Here is a 19,334-nt window from a genome sequence, read left to right as displayed (position 1 = left end):
TGGTCGAACCAAAAGAGATAGACGACGTTGCGCACGTGCACACAGTAGCCCATCAGGGCGGGTGCGGGCGGCGAGGGCCCCGAATATGGCTCAGCTCACGCCGGATGGCAGGATGGCCGGGTCATGCCGCGACCCGAGACACCGTCCGAACAGACCCCCGAGCCGAGCACCGGCGCGGCCGCCGCCGCGGGGCCCGGTCCCGACGCCGCCCCCGGGGACGGCGAGCGGGCCGGGCGGAAGGCGCTGCCCCCCGGGCAGTACGTCCCGCGCGGCTGGCCCGTGCTGCACTACGGACCCGTCCCGAAGTTCCGTCCCAAGGAGTGGGATTTCCGCGTCTTCGGCGCGACCGCCACCGGCGGGCAGTACCGCTGGACGTGGGACGAGTTCGACGGCTTCCCGCGGGCCTCCGCCGTCGCCGACTTCCACTGCGTCACCAAGTTCACCATCCCCGACAACCACTGGGAGGGCGTCCCCGGCACGGCGATCGTCGAGCTGGCGCCGCCCGACCCGGACGTCACGCACGTGATGGTGTGGGCCGAGTACGGCTACAGCGCCAACATCCGGATGAGCGACTTCCTCGCCGACGGGACGATGTTCGCCACGCACCGCGACGGCGAGCGCCTGCCCGCCGACCACGGCTTCCCGATCCGCCTCGTCGTCCCGCACCTGTACGCGTGGAAGAGCGTGAAGTGGGTGCGGGCCGTCGAGTACATGGTCAAGGACCGGCGCGGCTTCTGGGAGGAGCGCGGCTACCACAACGTCGCCGACCCCTGGCACGAGCAGCGCTACTCCTACCAGGAGGACGAGACCGACTCCCCGCCCCTCTGACCCCGCCCCGCGAGCGAGATCCCACCGATCATCACCTCCGCCCGCCACCGATCACTACCTCCGCCCGCCACCGATCACTACCTCCGCCCGCCGCCGGTCTCTCCGAGCCCGGCGGCGGGCGGGTCCTTTCCGGCCGGGGTGCAGGGCGTTGGGGCGGCCCTGTCGGCGGGTGCGTTGGTCGGGGCGTGGCCGGAGTCGGCCCTGGGGGGTGTCCGGAAACTGTGACGTGCGGGCGTCAAGGGCGTTACTTTAGGTCGTCATGGGCGCACCGTCCGTACTCGACGTCATGGGCACCGGTTCCATGGCCGCCGTGGCGGCCGGGGCGGCGGTCCTGTCCCGGTTGCGCCGCACCAGGAGGCGCGGCTTCGCCAACCCCGCGGACGAGGCGACCTTCGCCACGCTGCACACCATCTCCCGCGCGTCGCCCGCGCTGCGCGCCGGGCTGACCAGCGACTCGGCGCGCAAGGCGGCCCGGCACCTGCGCGCGCTGCTCGGCGCGGACGCGATCGCGCTGGTCGCCGCGCCACCGGGGACGGTCGCGCCGTCCGGGGCGTCCGCCGCGTCCGGGCGGGTCGCGACGCTGCTTGGCGTCGGCGCGGACGACGAGCCCGACGAGGACGACCCGCTCGCCGCGGCCGTGCTTCTCGCCTGGGACGGCGTCGGCGCGGACGGCCACGCGGACGCCGCTACCCGGCACGCCCGCCCGGTGCTCGCGACCGGGCGTCCGCGCGTCGTCAGCACGGACCCGATCGCGTGCGGCGACGCGTCCTGCCCGATCCGCGTCGCGGTCGTCGCGCCGCTGGCGATCGAACGGCACGTGGTGGGCGCGCTCGTCGCGTACGGGCCGCAGCCGTCCGCTACGCGCGTGCGCGCGGTGGGCGAGGTCGCGCGCTGGGTGGCGGGCCAACTCGAACTCGCCGAACTGGACTCGTCCCGCGCGCGCTTGGCGGAGGCCGAGATGCGGGCGCTCCGCGCGCAGATCTCCCCGCACTTCGTCTACAACTCGCTGACGACGATCGCCTCGTTCGTCCGGACGGACCCCGTGCGCGCGCGTGAGCTGCTGCTCGACTTCGCCGACTTCGCCCGCTACTCGTTCCGCAACCCGCGCGAGTTCACCACGCTCGCGGACGAGCTGCGCTCCATCGACCGCTACCTGCTGCTGGAACGCGCGCGGTTCGGCGACCGGCTCCAGTTCAGCGTGGAGGTCGCGCCGGAGGTGCTGTCGGTCGCGGTGCCGTTCCTGTCGCTCCAGCCGCTCGTCGAGAACGCGATCCGGCACGGGATGCAGGGCCAGGCGCGCGACGAGTTCCGCATCCGGATCGTCGCGCGGGACAACGGCGCGGAGGCCGCGATCAGCGTGGAGGACGACGGTGTCGGCATGGACCCGGAGCGGCTCAGCCAGATCCTCGCGCCCGGCACCGGCGCCCGCGACCGATCCGGTCGCAACGCGTCCGGCGGGAACGGCCGCGGCGGCGGCGCGGGCATCGGCCTCGCCAACGTGGACGAGCGGATGCGGCAGGTCTACGGCGATGAATACGGACTGACCGTTGAGACCGCGCTCGGCGCCGGCACGAAGGTGAACCTGCGGGTGCCCAAGTACCGCCCGGCGTCCTTCCCCGGCTGACGCGCCGGGCGTCCGCGCCCGGCGCGCCGCGCGTCGCCGTTCGAGCCCGTCCAGCGTTACCTGGCGAAACCGATTGCGGACGGACGGTGATGGCGGGCAAGGTCGTCTCATGCTGCGCGTGCTGGCCGTCGACGACGAGGTGCCCGCCCTGGAGGAGCTGTCCTATCTGCTGCGGGAGGACCCGAGAGTGGAATGGGTGGGCGGCGCGGGCGACGCCGCGTGCGCCCTGCGCGACCTGTCCCGGATGCTCGTGGCGGGGGAGCGGCTCGACGCCGTGTTCCTCGACATCCGGATGCCCGGCCTGGACGGGCTGGACTTCACCCGCCTGCTCGCCGGGTTCGCCGCCCCGCCCGCCGTGGTGTTCGTCACCGCGCACGACGACTGCGCCGTCGCCGCCTACGAGCTGGGTGCGCTCGACTACCTGCTCAAGCCGGTGCGGCGGGAGCGGCTCGCCGAGGCCGTCCGGCGGGTGGCCGAGGCGGCGGGCCGCACCGGCAGGCCGGACGACCCGGGCGGGCCCGGCGGCGCGTCCGGCGCGCCGGAGGAGGACGAGATGATCCCGGTCGAGCTCGGCGGCCGCACCCGGCTGGTGTCGCGCCGCTCGGTCACCCACGTCGAGGCGCAGGGCGACTACGTGCGGCTGCACACCGCCGACGGCAGCTACCTGGTCCGGATGCCGCTCGCCTCGCTCGCCCGCCGCTGGGAGGACTCCGGCTTCATCCGCATCCACCGCAGCACGCTCGTCGCGTCCCAGCACATCACCGAGCTGCGCTTCGACGGCGGCCGCGCGGCCGTGCAGATCGGCGACGAGCTGCTGCCGGTGAGCCGCCGCCACACCCGCGCCGTCCGGGACCTGCTCGTCCGCCGGTTCCGGCACGGCGACACCCCGGACACCCCCCTCGCCCGCGCCGACAGCGATGCCTGAGCCGATGCGGCGCCCCGTGCCGACAGCGATGCCTGAGCCGAAGCGGCGGCCCGCGCCGACAGCGATGCCTGAGCCCAAGCGGCGGCCCGCGCCGACACCGCCGCGCAATTCGCCGCCGCCCGCAGCCTCCCCGGCCCCCGAGCCGCCGCGCCCCGCGGTGCCACCGATGCCGGAAGCGGCGCGGGCCGCCGGGGCCGAGCCCCGGCGGGTGGTGGTGGCGAGTCCGCGGACGCGGGCGGCGCGGTCGCTTCCGGTGCGGGCGGATGAGCCGTACACCGGTCCCTACTCCGGCGCCGCCGGGGTCTCCGGGCGGTCCGGGCCGTCCGAGCGGTCCGGGCCGTCCGGGCTGGACCACGACTGGAACATCGCCGCCGACCTGGACGAGCAGACCGAGCTGGGCGCCGTGTACGTCCGCACGCTGGTCCGCGCGCAGCTCCGCACCGCGTTCGGGACGGGCGGCATCGTCCTCGCCGTGGTCGCCGCGCTGCCGCTGCTGGAGCTGGCGTCCGGGCCGGCCCGCGGCCGGATGCTGGGCCTGCCGCTGCCCTGGCTGCTGCTCGCCGCCGGGATCCAGCCGCTCTGGATCCTCGCCGCCCGCCGCCAGGCGCGGCTGGCCGAGTCCGCCGAGCACGACTTCGTCCGGCTGGTGAGCCGTCCGTGAGCGGGGCGGCGCTCGCCGCGGCCCTGTCGGTGCTGACCGTGGTGGCGGCGACGCTCCGCCAGGGCGCGGCCGGGCGCCGGACCCGGCTGACGGCCACGGACCTGCTGGTCGCCTCGCGCGGCGTGACGCCGCTGTGGAACGCCTCGGCGATCAGCAGCGAGTACATCTCGGCGGCGGCGTTCCTCGGCACCGCCGGGCTCGTCCTTGCCTACGGGACCGACACGCTGTGGCTGCCGGTGGCGGCGACCGGCGGGTTCGTGCTGCTCGTCGCGTTCGTCACGGCGCCGCTGCGCCGGTCCGGCGCGTACACGATCTCCGACTTCGCCGAGTGGCGGCTCGGCTCGGTGGCGGTGCGGCGGACGGTCTCGGCGTGCGTGTGCTTCATCGGCTGGTTCTACCTGCTGCCGCAGTTCCAGGGCGCGGGCGTCACGCTGCGGGTGCTGACCGGCGCGCCGGTCTGGGCCGGGTGGATCGTCGTCGTCGGAGTCGCGCTCGCGATCACGCTGTCCGGCGGGATGCGCAGCATCACCGCGGTCCAGGCCGTCCAGTTCTGGGTGAAGCTGCTCGCGGTGGCCGTCCCGGCGGCGGCGCTGCTGGTGCTGTGGCGGCTGGACGGCGCGAGCACGCCCGCCGGGCCGCCGGTGTTCGCCCGCGCGACGACCATCCGGGTGCAGACCGACTCGGCCGTCCGGGTCTCGGTGGACACCGTCGCCACGGTCAGCGGCCCGGTGGACGACGGCCGGCACGACGGCGACGAGGTGGTGCTGACCGCCGGGCTGCACCGCGTCGGGGCCGGGGCCGAGCTGCTGTTCCCGCGCGGCGCGGCCGTCCCGCACGCGGCCCGGCTCGCGCGGACGGGCGGGGCGTGGTCCATGCCGTCCGGGCGCGGCCGCGACCACTCGCTGTACACGACCTACTCGGCGCTGCTGGCGGTGCTGCTCGGGACGATGGGCCTGCCGCACATCCTGATGCGCTTCTACACCAACACCTGCGGGCGCGCCGCGCGCCGGACGGCCGCGATGGTGCCCGTCCTGCTGTCGCTGTTCTACCTGTTCCCGGCCCTGTACGGGACGCTCGGACGGCTCTACACGCCCGAGCTGCTGATGACCGGCGACACCGACGCGACCATCCTCACGCTCCCGGGCAGGCTCGCGCCGGGCCTGCCCGGCTCGCTGCTGGTCGGGCTGGTCGCGGCGGGCGCGTTCGCCGCGTTCGTCTCCACCACCTGCGGCGTCGTGGTCGCGATCGCCGGGACGGTCTCGCAGTGCTTCCTGCGCGGCGGCACCGGGAGCTTCCGGATCGGCGCGCTGTTCGCGCTGGCCGTCCCGCTGTGCGCGGCGGGCGCGGCCGGGACGCGCGGCGCGGCGGGCCTGGTCACGCTGGCCCTCACGGTGTCGGCCTGCTCGCTGTGCCCGCTGCTGCTGCTCGGCCTGTGGTGGCGGCGCCTCACCCCGCTCGGCGCGGGCGCGGGCCTCGCGTTCGGCGGCGGGCTCGCCGTCGTCGCGGGCGGCGCGGGCCTGTTCCTCGGCCCCCGGCACGGCTGGACGGCCGCGCTCCTCGCCCAGCCCGCCCTGATCCTCGCCCCAGCCTCGCTCGCGGTGATGGTCGGCGTGTCGCTGGCGTCCCGGCGGTCCGTCCCGCAGCGCGCCGACCGCGCCCTGGCCAGGATGCACCTGCCGGAAGAGATCGTCGTCCGCTGACCTGCCGCGCGTCCCCTGACCTGCCGCGCGGCCCCTGACGTGCCGTCCGGTGATCCGCCGTGCCGTCCGGTGATCCGCCGTGCGGCCCGCCCGGCGGGCGACCGTTCGTCGTGCTGGAGGTACCGTTCGTCGTGCGACTACGCTACGTATAGCTCTGACTACGCACCGTTTACCGAATCACGGGTTTCGCAAGGCGCCGGACGAGACATCTCACCTCTAGTGTTCTCTGTGTCACCGGGAAGCGACACAGGTCCCGAGAGGACACGAAAGGCAACCACGGAGATCCGGCGAGCGCCAGTCGACCGCCGGATCGCGCCAGAGGATCCCGTACCGGGGGGGTGGGATCCACTGGCCTACCGCTCGGGCGCCGCTGGACAGTCGGGGGGTTGTTCAGCGGCGTCCGAGCTTTTTTCGTCTCGGCGCCCGGTCCGGATTTCCGGACCGGGCGCCGTGCCGCGTCTCAGGCGCCGTGCCGCGTCTCAGCCGTCGCGGAGGCGCTTGAGGGTCGCGATGTCCTCGGCGTGCGGGGCCGGCTCGCGGCCCGGGGTCTCGATGACGAACGGGACGCCCGCCACGGCCGGGTGGCGGAACAGGTCCGCGAACGGCGCCTCCCCGATGTGGCCCTTGCCGATGTTCTCGTGCCGGTCCTTCTTGGACCCGCAGACGTCCTTGGAGTCGTTGGCGTGGACCAGCTTGAGCCGGTTCTCGCCGACGGTCGCCACGAGCGCGTCGATGGTGTCCTTGACGCCGCCGGGCGCCGCGAGGTCGTGGCCCGCCGCGAACGCGTGGCAGGTGTCGAGGCAGACGCCCAGCCTCGGGTGGCGCTCCAGGGCGTCGAAGTAGGGGCCGAGGTCCTGGACCTTGGCGCACAGCATCGCGCCCTGGCCCGCCATGGGCTCCAGGAGCAGGTCCGGGCCGTCCTCGGGGATCTCTTCCAGCAGCGGCAGGACGTGCTCGTGGATCTGCGCCATCGCCGCGTCGTAGGTCTGGCTGACGGCCGACCCGGTGTGGACGACGACACCGCGCGCACCGATGGCCTGGCCGCGCCGCAGCGAATGCCGGACGGCGGCGAGCGACTTCTCCAGCGTCTCGGGGGTCGGCGAGCCGAAGTTCACCAGGTACGGCGAGTGGACGTAGACGGGGATGTCGTCGCGCTCGCGGAGCATCGCGTCCTGCTTGGGGTCGCCCTCGGGCAGCGCCCAGCCGCGCGGGTTCGAGGTGAACACCTGGACCACCTCGGCGCCGATCTTCTCGGCGTACTTCAGGCCCCCGGTGGCGAGGCCCCCGGCCACCAGCACGTGCCCCCCGACGGGGCTCTTCTCAACGGTCATAGACCGTCCAGCCTATCCGGGGGCCACGACATTCCTGCCCGGGCTTCAGGGCCCCTTGACGAGGGTGACGGTGGAGCCGCGCGCGGCCTGGCTGCCGCCGGACGGGTACTGGATGCGGACGGTGTCGCCGAACGCGCCCTGCACACTGACGTGGAACCCGGCGTCCTCCAAGGCGCTGCGGGCGTCGTCGACCGACTGGCCGGTGACGCTCGGCACAGGCAGCTGGTCGGCCTGGTCGCCCTGGTCGTTGTTGTCGCAGCCGAGGTGCCAGCTGCCCAGGTTGACCCAGCAGTCCTGCTTGTTGACGATCAGCGTGACCTTGTCGCCGCGCGACAGGCCGGTGCCCGGGGCGGGCTGCTGCTCCAGCACGGTGTTGGCGGGCTTGCCCTTGTCCTTGCGCTTCTTGGTCTCGACGGTCAGGCCCATCGACTTCAGCGTGTTGGTGGCCTCGTCGGCGTTCCGGCCGACCAGGCTCGGCATGGTCATGCCGGTGCTGACGACGATGTTGACGTCCCCGTCGTCCGGGGAGACCTTGGTGCCCGCCGTCGGGTCGGTGCGCAGCACCTTGTCCTTCGCGACGGTCTGCGAGGTCGCCTGGCTCACCTCGCCGACGGTGAAGCCGGCTTCCTTGAGCTTGTTGCGGGCGTCGCCGAGCGAGGAGCCCGAGACGTCCGGGATCTCCCGCGGCGTCTTGCCGAGGGACGGCGTGAGCGTGACCGTCTGGCCCTTGGACACGCGCGCCCCGGCCGCCGGATCGGACGCCGCGACCGTGCCCTTCTTCGCGCGGTCGCTGTAGGCGGCCCGGCCGAGCCGGACGTGCAGGCCCTCGCCGCGCAGCTTGCTCTCGGCCGCCGCGACCCTCATCCCGACGATCTTGTCCGGGACGTGGTCGTACTGGCCGGACGTCTGCCACCAGATCGCCCAGCCGAGCACCACGGCGGCGACCGCGGCGACGGCGATCAGCGCGTACCGGCCGGTGACCGCGCCGATCGCGCGGTCGGCGCCGGTGCGGCGCGGCGGGACCTCGTCCGGCGGGTAGCCCTCCGGCATCGTGCGCGGGTCGTAGACGGCGGTGTGGCCGCTGCGCGGCTCGCCGGGGTTCTCCAGGACGGACGTCGGCCGCATCTGCGCGTCCGCGATCCGCTGGTCGATGTCGGGCAGCAGGCCGCCCGCGACCTCGGCCGCGGCGGCCAGGAAGGCGTTGGCGTCCTGGAACCGCTCGTCGGGGGAGTGCGAGGTGGCCCGCGTCACCAGCGCGTCCACCTGCGGCGGCAGGCCCTGGACGGCCTGCGACGGCGGCGGGACGACCTCGTTGACGTGCTTGTAGGCGACCGCCAGCGGCGAGTCGGCCTGGTGCGGGAGCGCGCCGGTGAGCAGCTCGTAGAGCAGGATGCCGGCCGCGTAGACGTCGGACCGGACGTCGGCGTTCCCGGACACCACCTGCTCGGGCGCGAGGTAGCCGACCGTGCCGATGATCAGCCCGGTCTTGGTCATCTTGCTCGCCGACTCGGCCCGGGCCAGCCCGAAGTCGGCCACCTTGACCTGGCCGTCCTCGGTGATCAGCACGTTCTCGGGCTTGACGTCGCGGTGCACCATCCCGGCGCGGTGCGCCGCGCCGAGCGCCGCCAGCACCGGCTGGAGCAGGCCGAGCGCCTCGCGCGGCCCGATCCGGCCGCGCTCGGCCAGCAGGTCGCGCAGCGTGCGGCCCGGCACGTACTCCATCACCAGGAACGCGTGCTCGCCGTCGGTGCGCTGGTCGTACATCGCGACCACGTTCGGGTGCGAGAGCGCCGCCGCGGCCTTGGCCTCGCCGATGAACCGCGCGACGAACTCCTCGTCGGCGGCGAGCCCGGCGTGCATGACCTTGATCGCGACGACCCGGTCCAGCCGGACGTCCCGGGCGAGGTACACCGTGGCCATGCCGCCGCGGGCGATCCGCGACTCGATGCGGTAGCGCCCGTCGAGCACCTGCCCGACGAGGGGATCTGCAACCGTGGTGTCCACGCGCCGAGTCTAAAGGCCCTGCCGAACCGTTCTCATCAGCCCGGAGGATGAGCATCGGTCGGACCGCAGGCGGATCTTGCCCCGCCCGCCCCCGCCCAGGTCAGGGGCGGGGTGTGGAGGCGACCGGCTCGGGGGCGGGGGCGGCCGGGGCCGTCCGGGGGCGGCTCCGGGCCACCGCGACGCCCGCCAGGCACAGCACGCCGCCCGCGAGGGCGCCGAGCGGCGGCACCTCGCCCAGGAAGCCCCAGGCCATCAGGACGACGATCGCCGGGACGACGTAGGTGGTCGCGCCGAGCCGCCCGGCCGAGGTGCGGGCGAGCGCGTACGCCCAGGTGGTGAAGGCGATCGCGGTCGGGACGACACCCAGGTAGACCATGTTCAGCGTCGCCGACGCCGACGCGTCCGGGAGCTTGGTGATCAGCTGGCCGGAGAAGGGCAGGCAGAACACCATGCCGACGACGCAGCTGAACGTCGTGATCTGCAACGCCGAGGCGTGCCGCAGCGCGGGCTTCTGCGTGATCACGCCGCCCGCGTAGGAGACCGCCGCGAGCAGGCACAGCACCGCGCCCAGCACGGACGACCCGCCCCCGGTGGACGTGGCGAACCCCACGACCACCGCGCCGCCGAACGCGACCGCGAGGCCCGCGAACAGCCGCGGCGGGAACCCCTCGCGCAGCAGCCAGCCGCCGAGCAGCGCGATCAGGATCGGGCCGATGTTGACCAGCATCGACGCGGTGCCCGCGTCCACCTTCCGCTCGCCCCAGTTCAGCACCACCATGTAGAAGCCGAACCAGAGCACGCCGGAGACCAGGATGCGCGGCCACGCGGCGCGCGGCGGCAGCCCCTCGCGGCGCGCGGCCAGGATCGCCAGGAGCACCACCGAGCCGCACGCCATCCGGCCGAGCGCGAGCGCCCCCGGCGAGTACTCCGAGCCCGCGCTGCGGATCGACACGAACGCCGACGCCCACGCGAGCACCGTCACCGAGGCCGCGAGGATCGCGCGCCTGTCCACCTGCGTCGTCATGCGCCCCAACCTAGATCGCGGATACTTCCACGGCGGACGAAGTATGCCCGGCTACCGTGAACTGGGCATATGCCGTGAATCCGGATCAAGTCTGCAGCCCGGCGAACGTTCAGGTCCAGTGAGTAAAACTGCAACGCACTGGTTAGAGCAACTTAACTGTCGCTCCTGGCGATGCCCTCCCAGGGGGACGACGCCTGCGCGTACCGGCGCTTCGGGATCCGGCCCGCGAGCCGCGCGAGCCGTCCGCCCTCGACGGCGTGCCGCATCGCCGCCGCCATCCGCGCCGGGTGCTGAGCGCGCGTCACGGCCGTCGCCAGCAGGACGGCGTCGCAGCCCAGCTCCATCGCGAGCGCCGCGTCCGAGGCGGTGCCGAGCCCCGCGTCCAGGATGACCGGGACGCCCGCCGCCTCCACGATCAGCTCGATGTTGTGCGGGTTGCGGATGCCGAGCCCCGACCCGATCGGCGAGCCCAGCGGCATCACCGCGGCGCAGCCGACCTGCTCCAGGCGGCGCGCGAGCACCGGGTCGTCGCTGGTGTAGGGCAGGACGACGAAACCGGCGTCCACGAGCTGCTCGGCGGCGTCCACCAGCTCGATCGGGTCCGGCAGGAGGGTGCGCTCGTCGGCGATGACCTCCAGCTTCACCCAGTTCGTGCCGAGCGCCTCGCGGGCCAGCTTGGCGGTCAGCACCGCCTCGCCCGCCGTGAAGCAGCCCGCCGTGTTCGGCAGCACCCGGATGCCGTGCTCGCGCAGCACGTCCAGCACCGAGCCGCGCGCCGCCGGGTCGACCCGGCGCATCGCGACCGTGGTCAGCTCGGTCCCGGACGCCGCGAGCGCCTCGCCCAGCACCCGCATGGACGGCGCGCCTCCGGTCCCCATGATCAGCCGGGACCCGAACTCCTCGCCGCCGATGACCAGCGCGTCCCGGGCCTCCGCCGCTTCCGTCCCCATCGCCGAACCCATCGCCGCCATCGTCAACCCCCCTGCACGGCGGTCAGCACTTCGAGCCGGTCCGCCTCGGCCAGCCTGGTCGCGGTCCACGCGGACCGCGCCACCACCTCGTCGTTCAGCGCCGCCGCCACCCCGCCGGGGGCGGTGGTGACGGTGGCGACCGCGTCGGCGACGCTCGCGCCCGCGGGCAGGTCGCGCGGCTCGCCGTTCACGATGATCTTCATGTGCCTTCCTGGAACTCCACGGGCCCGCCGGAACGCGGGGGCCCGTACGGGAACGTCAAGAGCCCTGCCGGAAGCGGCCGGGGGAGAACGGCCGGGCCACCTCGGGCAGCGTGCCGTCCAGCAGCGCCTCCGCGAGCGCGGCGGCGCTGACCGGGGTGAGCAGGATGCCGTTGCGGTGGTGCCCGACACCGAGCACCAGGCCCGGCAGCGCGGACGGCCCGAGCACCGGGGCGTTGTCCGGCGACCCGGGCCGCAGCCCGGCGGAGACCTCGGCGAAGTCCAGCTCGGTGATGCCGGGCACCAGCTCGCGGGCGTCGCGCAGCAGCTCCCACAGGCCGCCGGCGGTCACGCGGGTGTCGAAGCCCAGCTCCTCCTGCGTCGCGCCGACGACGATCTCGCCGTCCGCGCGCGGCACGAGGTAGATCGACGAGCCGCGGACCGTGCCCCGGGTCGTCCGGCGCAGGAACGGGACGGGCGTGCGCAGCCGGAGCACCTGCCCCTTCACCGGACGGACGTCCGGAACGACGCCCGGCGGGATGCCGCCGACCGCGTTCGACCACGGCCCGGCCGCGAGCAGCACCCGGTCGGCGGGCAGCTCGGTGCCGTCGTCCAGCCGGACGCCGGAGACCGCGTCGCCGCGCACGAGCACCTCGGCGGCCTTCTGCCGGACGAGCCGCGCGCCGCACTTCTCGGCCGCCGCGAGCAGCGCCGGAGCGAGCCGCCTCGGGTCGATCGAGCCGTCCTCCGGCGCGTACAGCCCGCCCCGGACGGTTGGCGCGAGCATCGGCTCCAGCTTCCGGCACTCCCGCCGGTCGAGCGCCTCGGTCGGCACGCCGAGCGCCTCCTGGAACCGCTTCACGTCCGCCAGGACGCGCAGGTCGTCGGCGTCGAACGCGACCTCCAGCAGGCCGTCGCGCCGGTGCCCGGTGTCCAGGCCGGTCAGTTCCTCCAGCTCGGCGACGAACTCCGGGTACAGGTTGCGGGACGCGACGCCGAGCCTGAGCAGCGGCTCCTCGCCGTAGTCGAGCTCGCTGACCGGGGTCAGCATCCCGGCCGCGACGCCGGTCGCGCCGCTCGCGGGCTCCGGATCGACGAGCGTGACGTCCGCGCCGCGCGCCGCGCAGCGCCAGGCAGCGCCGAGGCCGACGACCCCGGCCCCGATGACCACGACGTTCACGGGCGGCTCCCTTCGCCGGCATGACCCGGATCAGGTTCAGGCGGTCGGCGGCCCGTCCCAGCCGCCCTCTCAGCCCGGTACGGCCGGGCTCCCGCGCACTTGTCCCCCTTAGCTTACGGCGGATCGGGCACCGGCTAGCCTGCGGGCATGGAGCGGGTGATCGTGGTGGGCGGCGGGCTGGCGGGCGTGCGCGCGGCGGAGTCGCTGCGCAAGCACGGGTACGGCGGGGCGCTGGTGGTGGTCGGCGCGGAGCGGCACCTCCCGTACGACCGCCCGCCGCTCACGAAGGCCGTCCTGAAGGGCGAGACCGACTTCCCGGCGCTGGACGCCGACCTGCCCGCCCTGGACGTCGAGGTCCGCGCGGGCGAGCGCGCCACCGGCCTGCGGCTCGACGCCGGACGCGGCGGGACGCTCGCCACGACCGCCGGCGACCTTGCCTTCGACGGCCTGGTCATCGCGACCGGCGCGACCCCGATCCGGCTGCCCGGCGAGGGCCCGCAGCACGTCATCCGGACGCTGGACGACTCCCTGGACGTCCGGTCGCGGCTCGTCCCCGGCGCCCGCGTCGTGATCATCGGCGCGGGCTGGATCGGCGCGGAGGTCGCCACCACGGCCGCGAAGAAGGGCTGCGCCGTCACGGTCGTCGAGGCCGCCGCGACGCCGCTGGCGAACGCGCTGGGCCCGGAGCTGGGCGCGCTCACCGCGCCCTGGTACGCCGAGGCGGGCGTCGAGCTGCGGACGGGCGTGAAGGTCGCCTCGGTCGACCACGGCGGCCTGGCGCTCGCGGACGGCGGGCGCATCCCCGCCGATCTCGTCGTGACCGGCGTCGGCGTCCGTCCCGAGGTGGCCTGGCTGGACGGCTCGGGCCTCGATGTCGAGCGCGGCGTGCTCGCCGACGCGTCGCTGCGCGCCTCGGCGGGCGGCGTCGTCCGGAACGACGTGGTCGCGGTCGGCGACTGCGCCGCCTGGTGGTCGAACCGGTACGGCCGCAGGCTGCTGGTCGAGCACTGGGACACCGCGCTGAACGCCCCCGAGACCGCCGCGCGGACCCTGCTCGGCGAGGAGGCGGCCTACGACGTCGCGCCGTACTTCTGGTCCGAGCAGTTCGACCGGTTCGTCCAGTACGCGGGGCACCACTCCGCGGCCGAGCGGATGATCTACCGCGGCGCCCCCGAGGACGGCGCCTGGGCTGTGGCGTGGCTCACAGGCGACCGGCTCGACGCGATCCTCACCGTGGACCGGCCGCGCGACCTCGTCCAGGCCAAGCGGGTCATCGCCGCCGGGACGCCCGTGGACCCCGCGCTGCTGGCCGATCCGGCCGTTCCGGTGCGCGCCTCGGTGAAGTCCTGACGAACGCGGGAAGATCAACGGAAGAAGTCCCTGGGGCCCCAGGTGGGTTTGAGTGCCTCGGGGGCGTGGTAGCAAGGGGGCGTGACGCAGACGCACGCAACCGTAGAGAGCGATCTCGACCCCCGCACGGACGCCCTGGTGGGCGACTGGATCGACCTGGTCGAGGCCGCCGAGCGCCTCAACCTGAAGTTCAACCGGATCAAGCAGCTGCTCGCCGAGCGCAAGCTGCTGGCCGTCCGCCGCGACGGCCACCCGATGGTGCCCGCGGCGTTCATCGCCGACGGCCAGGTGATCAAGGGCCTGCCGGGCACCCTGACACTGCTGTCGGACGCCGGGTTCGACGAGGTGGAGACGCTCCGCTGGCTCTTCACCCCGGACGACACCCTGCCCGGCACGCCCGTGCAGGCGCTCGCGGAGAACCGCGGCACCGAGGTCCGGCGCCGGGCCCAGGCGCTCGCCTTCTGACCCGTCCGCCCGACCGGCCGACATGGCCCGGGCGCTTGGCCCGGCTGCCTGTCCGGCCGACATGAACCGGCCGACTGACGCGGTCGCCTGACCCGGCCGACATGCCCCGGCCGCCTCCGGGCGGGCCGATATCGCTGCTCAGCACGTGAAATGATGCGGGTCACGTGCGCGGATCCCCGCGCGCGTGGCCCGCGCCCCGTTCCGGAAGGACCCCGCCGCCCGTGTCCAGGCACCTGCCCTCCGACCGTGCCGTCCAGCTGCGCGCCCGCCTGGGCCGCGCGCGCCTCTACCTCTGCACGGACGCGAGGGAGAAGCAGGGCGACCTGCCGGCGTTCCTCGACGCCGTGCTCGGCGGCGGCGTCGACATCGTCCAGCTGCGGCAGAAGGGCCTGGAGGCGAAGCAGGAGATCGAGTACCTGCGGGAGTTCCGGGCCGCCTGCGACCGGCACGGCGCGCTGCTCGCCGTCAACGACCGGGCGGACGTCGCGCACGCCGTCCAGGCCGACGTCCTGCACCTCGGGCAGGACGACCTGCCCGTCCCGGCGGCCCGCGCGATCGTCGGCGAGGACGTCCTGATCGGCCGCTCGACGCACTCCGACGAGCAGGCCGCGGCGGCCGCCGCCGAGCCGGGCGTCGACTACTTCTGCTGCGGGCCCGTCTGGCCCACCCCGACCAAGCCGGGCCGGCACGCGCCCGGCCTGCCGCTGCTGGAGGCCGCCACCGCGCTTCGTCCGGCGCGCCCCTGGTTCGCCATCGGCGGCATCGACGCGGGCAACCTCGACCGGGTCCTCGCCGCGGGCGCCGAGCGCATCGTGGTCGTCCGCGCCCTCACCGAGGCCGCCGACCCGGCCGCGGCCGCCGCGGGCCTCGCCGCCCGCCTCCACCGCGAATCCTGACCAGGAAAGACAACACGCCGACACCCGCCGGACGCGCGGACGTCACCGGCGATCCCCCGGGTGGCCGACAATGGAGTCATGAGCGCAACACCGGACGACGACCGCGTGGTCGACCTGGAGGACGACGACCTGCCCGTCCTGCCCGACCAGACCGGAGACGACACCGACACCGGCTGGGGCGAGTGGCGCGGCGGCGGGGACGACGACTCCCGCTTCCTGGACGAGCGCCCGCCGCACTGGTGACCGGCCGTGAGCGGATCTAGAGCAGGAAGCCCAGGAGGAAGCCCGCGGCGACCACGGCGGCCAGGGCGACCATCATCCGCCAGCGGTAGCGGGGGATCTGCTTCGGCCGCGGCCGGGGCGCCGGGGCCTCGCCGTCCCGCAGCGCCCGGACGATCTGCCGGGCCGTCGGACGCGCCGCCGGGTTCTTGTCCAGGCATGCCGCGACCAGTTCGCCCAGCTCGCCGTCCAAGCCGCCGAGGTCCGGCGGGCGGGTGACGATCCGGCGCATCACCGCCGCGCTCGGCCCGCCGCCGAACGGCGGGCGGCCGGTCGCGGCGAACACGACCGTCCCGGCCCAGGCGAACACGTCGGCGGGCGGGCCGACCGGCTCGTCCTCGATCTGCTCGGGGGCCATGTAGGCGGGCGTGCCGACCGCGCCGCCGGTGGTGACCGGGGTCGCGTCGGCGGTCCGCGCCACGCCGAAGTCGATCACCTTCGGGCCGTCCGGGCCGAGCAGCACGTTGCCGGGCTTGAAATCGCGGTGCACCACGCCCGCGCGGTGGATCGCGGCGAGCCCGGCCGCCGAGCGCAGCGCGACGCGGCGCAGCCCGCCGGGGGTGAGCGGCCCGTCCTCCTCGACGCATTCCTGGAGGGACGGCCCGGGCACGTACTCGCTGACGATGAAGGGCCGGTCGCCGGTCATGTCCGTGTCCAGCACGCGCGCGACGTGCCGGTTGGTGATCTCGCGGGCGGCGTCCGCCTCCTTGACGAACCGGGCGCGCGCCCGGGGTGTCGCGGCGGCGCCGCCGCGCAGCAGCTTGACCGCGACCCGCCCGCCGTCCTCGTCGTCCGCCGCGACGGCGAGGTACACCACGCCCTGGCCGCCCTCGCCGAGGCGGCGCAGCAGCCGGTACCCGCCCAGGCTGCGCGGGTCGTCCGGGCCCAGGGGCAGGCCGGAGCGGCCGGACGATGGGTCCAGCGTTCTCCCGGGGGAGGAGGATGGCGGCAACGCGGGCTCCGGCTCGGCGGGGAGGCGAGTGGAAGTTTCCCTCTTTTGTACCGTGTGCCGACCCGGTCCGGGGCCGGAAGGTTGATCTTTTACTTCGGGCAGGCCGCCCCGCCCCGCGCGAACGCGCCGGTCAGAGCCGTTTCGCGCGACGATTCGCCCAGCTCGACGCGGTAGCACCCCGGCGCGACCTTCCAGCCGTTCGCCGCGGTGTCCCAGTAGGCCAGCGACCGGTCGGTCAGCGGGAACGTCACGGTCGAGGACGCCCCCGGCGCCAGGGTGATCTTCTGGAAGCCCTTGAGCTGGCGCGGCGGCTGCGGCGTCGTGACGTTCGGCGCGGGCATGCCGAGGTAGAGCTGCGGCACCGCCACGCCCGTCCGCGCTCCGGTGTTGGTGACCGTCACGCGCACCGACGCCGGCGTCACCTGGAGTCCGCTGTACCGGAACGTCGTGTAGGACAGCCCATGGCCGAACGGGTAGCGCGGCGCGATGCCCTTGGCGTCGTAGTGCCGGTACCCGACCAGGACGCCCTCGGAGAACGTGACCGACTTGTCCACGCCCGGGTACTGCGCCGGGTTCCCGGCCGCCGGCGCGTCGCCCTCGGCGGCGGGGAACGTGAACGGCAGACGCCCGCCAGGATCGACGTCCCCGTAGAGGACGCGCGCGAGGGCGTCGCCGCCGCGCGAGCCGGGGTACCAGGCCTCGACGACGCCTTTGACCTTGTCCGCCCACGGGGTGAGCACCGGGCCGCCCGTCTCCAGCACGACGACCGTGTTCGGGTTGGCGTCCGCGACGGCCGAGATCAGGCCGTCCTGGTCGCCCTTGAGCGGGTCGCCGCAGTTCAGCGTCAGGCACGACCGGTCGAAGAACTCGCCCTCGCTGTCGGTCGCGAAGACGATCGCCACGTCCGCGTCGCGCGCGGCCTGCGCGGCGTCGCCCTGGTTCCGGCCGTCCGTGTAGGTGATCGACGTGCCCGCGCCCGCGCGCTTGGCGATGCCCTGGCGCGGCGTGACCGAGGTGAACGGCTGGACCTGCGCCGACCCGAAGCCGCTCTGGTTGGCGTCCGCCGCGCCGCCGATCAGCGCGATCCTCCTCGGCGCCTTCAGCGGCAGCGCGCCCGCGTTCTTGAGCAGGGTGATCCCGCTCTCCTCCAGCCGCTGCGCCGCCGCCTCGCTGACCGCCCGGCTGATCTTGGTCAGGTCGTTCGGGTAGGCCGCGCGGTCGAACAGGCCGAACGCGAACATCGTCCGCAGGACCGCCCGGACGTGCCCGTCGACCGTCGCCCAGGCGACCTTTTTCTGCGCGATCGCGGCCTTGAGCGCGAAGCCGTTGTACTTGAAGCCGTAGGGGAGTTCGAGGTCGAGCCCGCCGTTCGCCGCGCCGACCGTGTCCTGGGCGGCCGTGTGGTCGGACGAGACGAGCCCCTTGAAACCCCACTCCTTGCGAAGGATCCTGTTCAGGACCGTGCCGTCCTGGCAGGCCCAGCGGCCGTTCAGCTGCCCGAACCCGCACATCACGGTCGCGGCGTTTCCGGTCTTCACGGCGGCCTCGAACGGCGGCAGGTAGATCTCGCGCAGCGTCCGCGGATCCACCTTCATCTTCAGCGCCAGCCGGTCGGTCTCCTGCGTGTAGACCGCCAGGTGCTTGACCGACGTCATCACGCCCTGCGCCTGCGCGCCCCGGATCCAGGACGCCCCGGTCGCCGCCGACAGGAACGGGTCCTCGCCGAAGCCCTCGAACGAGCGCCCGCCGCGCGGGCTGCGCAGCACGTCCACGGTCGGGCCGAAGATCAGATCGTTGCCGCGGTGCCGCGCCTCCCACGCCACGGTCGAGCCGTAGTCGCGGGCCGCGGACGGGTCGAACGCCGCCGCCACGGCGATCGGCGCGGGCAGCGCGGTCGCCTTGCCCTGCCGGACGCCCGCCGGGCCGTCGGCCATGTAGACCGGCGGGATGCCGAGCCGCGCGACGCCGCCGCTGGTGTCGGCGTGCGCATTCTCGGAGATGCCGCCGAGCGGGCCGCCCAGCGGGTCGTCCGAGGCGAGCAGCGAGATCTTCTCGTCGGCGGTCATCTTCGGCAGCAGCAGCGCCACCCGCTGGTCCGGCGTGAGCGACTTCCTGCACCAGGGACGCTTCGCCGGGTCGCCGCAGCGCGTCAGCGCCTTCGCGGCGGACGGCCTCGGCTGCGCGTCCGCCGACGGGACCGTCCACAGGGTCGCGACCAGCGCCGATGCGAGGGCCCCCGCACCCCACACCCGCGTCGCCCGCCCACCCGTGCCCGCGTGCGGGGACATCAGTGGCCGTCCTCGATCTGGACGCGCAGGGCGTTCAGCGCGAACGCGACCATGTGGTACTGCCCGATGAGCAGCACCAGCTCGATCATCTCGCGCTCGTCGAACCGCTCCGCGAGCGCCGCCCAGGTCGCGTCCGAGACCGTGGAGTCGGCGTGCAGCTCGTCCGCCGCGTCGATCACCGCCCGGTCCCCGGCGGACCACGGGTGCTCGTCCGGCGCGCCGCGCAGCGCCTCGATCTCCTCGTCCTTCAGGCCCGCGAGCTGCCCGATCGGGACGTGGTGCGCCCACTCGTACGCGCACGAGCGCTGGTGCGCGACGCGCAGGATCGCGATCTCCCGGACGCGCCCGTCCAGCGTGCCCTCGAACAGCAGCTTGGACCCGAACCCGATCCAGGACGCGAACAGCGCGGGATGCCGTCCGAGCGTGGTGAAGACGTTGAGCGGGCCGGTGTTGGCCACCACGGCCTTCAGCGTCTCGTCCCACTCCTCGGGCGGCAGCGGCGGGATGCGCGGCGTGGCGGAGGCGTCGCGGGGCGTGTCGGGGGACGTGTCGGGGGACGATGCGTCGGCGGACATGCCCTACTTTCTGCCACCGATCGGTGGGACAGTGCTAGCCCGCCCAGCCCCATTGGCCACATCGTGTCACAATATTGACAA

18 protein-coding genes and 1 riboswitch are annotated in these 19,334 nt (G+C 74.5%); of the genes, 9 read left to right on the top strand and 9 right to left on the bottom strand.

The window, feature by feature from the left end; all coding sequences use genetic code 11:
* Window positions 1-123: 123 nt before the first annotated feature.
* The 5 genes from FHU30_RS18635 (at window position 124) to FHU30_RS18615 (ending at window position 5,738) form a co-directional block, all read left to right on the top strand.
* The gene (locus tag FHU30_RS18635) at window positions 124-828 is read left to right on the top strand and encodes a molybdopterin-dependent oxidoreductase (protein ID WP_253877348.1); all 705 of its coding nucleotides are present in this window, start codon (window positions 124-126) and stop codon (window positions 826-828) included.
* 259 nt (window positions 829-1,087) lie between these two features.
* The gene (locus FHU30_RS18630) at window positions 1,088-2,452 is read left to right on the top strand and encodes a histidine kinase (protein WP_253877346.1); all 1,365 of its coding nucleotides are present in this window, start codon (window positions 1,088-1,090) and stop codon (window positions 2,450-2,452) included.
* A gap of 109 nt (window positions 2,453-2,561) precedes the next feature.
* On the top strand, window positions 2,562-3,377 hold the full coding sequence (locus FHU30_RS18625) for a LytR/AlgR family response regulator transcription factor (RefSeq protein WP_253877344.1): 816 nt from the start codon (window positions 2,562-2,564) through the stop codon (window positions 3,375-3,377).
* Window positions 3,378-3,543: 166 nt separating this feature from the next.
* Window positions 3,544-4,038 (top strand): hypothetical protein, encoded by a 495-nt coding sequence (locus FHU30_RS18620; protein WP_253877342.1) that lies wholly within the window; start codon window positions 3,544-3,546, stop codon window positions 4,036-4,038.
* A complete protein-coding gene (locus tag FHU30_RS18615) occupies window positions 4,035-5,738 on the top strand; it encodes a sodium:solute symporter family transporter (RefSeq protein ID WP_253877340.1) in 1,704 nt (567 codons plus the stop codon). Before FHU30_RS18620 ends, FHU30_RS18615 begins: the two co-directional genes overlap by 4 nt.
* A 479-nt stretch (window positions 5,739-6,217) precedes the next feature.
* Here FHU30_RS18615 and FHU30_RS18610 read toward each other — a convergent pair whose 3' ends face one another.
* The 6 genes from FHU30_RS18610 to thiO form a co-directional block, all read right to left on the bottom strand.
* Window positions 6,218-7,069, bottom strand: coding sequence for a deoxyribonuclease IV (locus tag FHU30_RS18610; protein WP_253877338.1), 852 nt, complete (start codon window positions 7,067-7,069; stop codon window positions 6,218-6,220).
* 45 nt (window positions 7,070-7,114) lie between these two features.
* Window positions 7,115-9,073: a Stk1 family PASTA domain-containing Ser/Thr kinase gene (gene pknB, locus FHU30_RS18605; protein ID WP_253877336.1), complete on the bottom strand. Its 1,959-nt coding sequence runs from the start codon at window positions 9,071-9,073 to the stop codon at window positions 7,115-7,117.
* 100 nt (window positions 9,074-9,173) lie between these two features.
* Window positions 9,174-10,097 carry a DMT family transporter gene (locus FHU30_RS18600; protein WP_253877334.1) on the bottom strand — a complete coding sequence of 308 codons (924 nt, stop codon included), beginning with the start codon at window positions 10,095-10,097 and terminating at the stop codon, window positions 9,174-9,176.
* A gap of 152 nt (window positions 10,098-10,249) precedes the next feature.
* Window positions 10,250-11,074, bottom strand: a complete 825-nt coding sequence (locus FHU30_RS18595) for a thiazole synthase (RefSeq protein ID WP_372503910.1) — start codon at window positions 11,072-11,074, stop codon at window positions 10,250-10,252.
* Window positions 11,071-11,271 (bottom strand): sulfur carrier protein ThiS, encoded by a 201-nt coding sequence (thiS, locus tag FHU30_RS18590; RefSeq protein WP_253877332.1) that lies wholly within the window; start codon window positions 11,269-11,271, stop codon window positions 11,071-11,073. The genes FHU30_RS18595 and thiS overlap by 4 nt, the downstream gene beginning before the upstream one ends.
* A 55-nt stretch (window positions 11,272-11,326) precedes the next feature.
* The gene (gene thiO, locus FHU30_RS18585) at window positions 11,327-12,448 is read right to left on the bottom strand and encodes a glycine oxidase ThiO (protein WP_253877330.1); all 1,122 of its coding nucleotides are present in this window, start codon (window positions 12,446-12,448) and stop codon (window positions 11,327-11,329) included.
* Window positions 12,438-12,553: riboswitch (TPP riboswitch) on the bottom strand. Its footprint overlaps the gene before it by 11 nt.
* A 42-nt stretch (window positions 12,554-12,595) precedes the next feature.
* Between thiO and FHU30_RS18580 the strand changes: the two genes are divergently transcribed.
* The 4 genes from FHU30_RS18580 (at window position 12,596) to FHU30_RS18565 (ending at window position 15,402) form a co-directional block, all read left to right on the top strand.
* Window positions 12,596-13,798, top strand: coding sequence for an NAD(P)/FAD-dependent oxidoreductase (locus FHU30_RS18580; RefSeq protein WP_253877328.1), 1,203 nt, complete (start codon window positions 12,596-12,598; stop codon window positions 13,796-13,798).
* Window positions 13,799-13,879: 81 nt separating this feature from the next.
* Complete coding sequence (locus FHU30_RS18575; RefSeq protein ID WP_253877326.1) at window positions 13,880-14,263, top strand: Rv2175c family DNA-binding protein; 384 nt, start codon at window positions 13,880-13,882, stop codon at window positions 14,261-14,263.
* 221 nt (window positions 14,264-14,484) lie between these two features.
* Window positions 14,485-15,159 (top strand): thiamine phosphate synthase, encoded by a 675-nt coding sequence (gene thiE, locus FHU30_RS18570; RefSeq protein ID WP_253877324.1) that lies wholly within the window; start codon window positions 14,485-14,487, stop codon window positions 15,157-15,159.
* A 78-nt stretch (window positions 15,160-15,237) separates the two neighbouring features.
* On the top strand, window positions 15,238-15,402 hold the full coding sequence (locus tag FHU30_RS18565; protein WP_253877322.1) for a hypothetical protein: 165 nt from the start codon (window positions 15,238-15,240) through the stop codon (window positions 15,400-15,402).
* Between the two features lie 16 nt (window positions 15,403-15,418).
* Here the strand turns inward: FHU30_RS18565 and FHU30_RS18560 are convergent, their stop codons facing one another.
* The 3 genes from FHU30_RS18560 to FHU30_RS18550 all read right to left on the bottom strand — a co-directional run bounded on the left by FHU30_RS18560 (window position 15,419) and on the right by FHU30_RS18550 (window position 19,253).
* The gene (locus FHU30_RS18560; RefSeq protein ID WP_253877320.1) at window positions 15,419-16,390 is read right to left on the bottom strand and encodes a serine/threonine-protein kinase; all 972 of its coding nucleotides are present in this window, start codon (window positions 16,388-16,390) and stop codon (window positions 15,419-15,421) included.
* A gap of 89 nt (window positions 16,391-16,479) precedes the next feature.
* Window positions 16,480-18,678: a glycoside hydrolase family 3 C-terminal domain-containing protein gene (locus FHU30_RS18555; protein WP_253877318.1), complete on the bottom strand. Its 2,199-nt coding sequence runs from the start codon at window positions 18,676-18,678 to the stop codon at window positions 16,480-16,482.
* Window positions 18,678-19,253, bottom strand: coding sequence for a carboxymuconolactone decarboxylase family protein (locus FHU30_RS18550; RefSeq protein ID WP_253877316.1), 576 nt, complete (start codon window positions 19,251-19,253; stop codon window positions 18,678-18,680). The genes FHU30_RS18555 and FHU30_RS18550 overlap by 1 nt, the downstream gene beginning before the upstream one ends.
* Between the last annotated feature and the right edge of the window lie 81 nt (window positions 19,254-19,334).

This window comes from Actinomadura rupiterrae (assembly GCF_024172125.1).
Taxonomy (GTDB): Bacteria; Actinomycetota; Actinomycetes; order Streptosporangiales; family Streptosporangiaceae; genus Spirillospora; species Spirillospora rupiterrae.
Note: the sequence above shows the minus strand (reverse complement) of the source record. Positions and strands in the feature narration are given on the sequence as shown.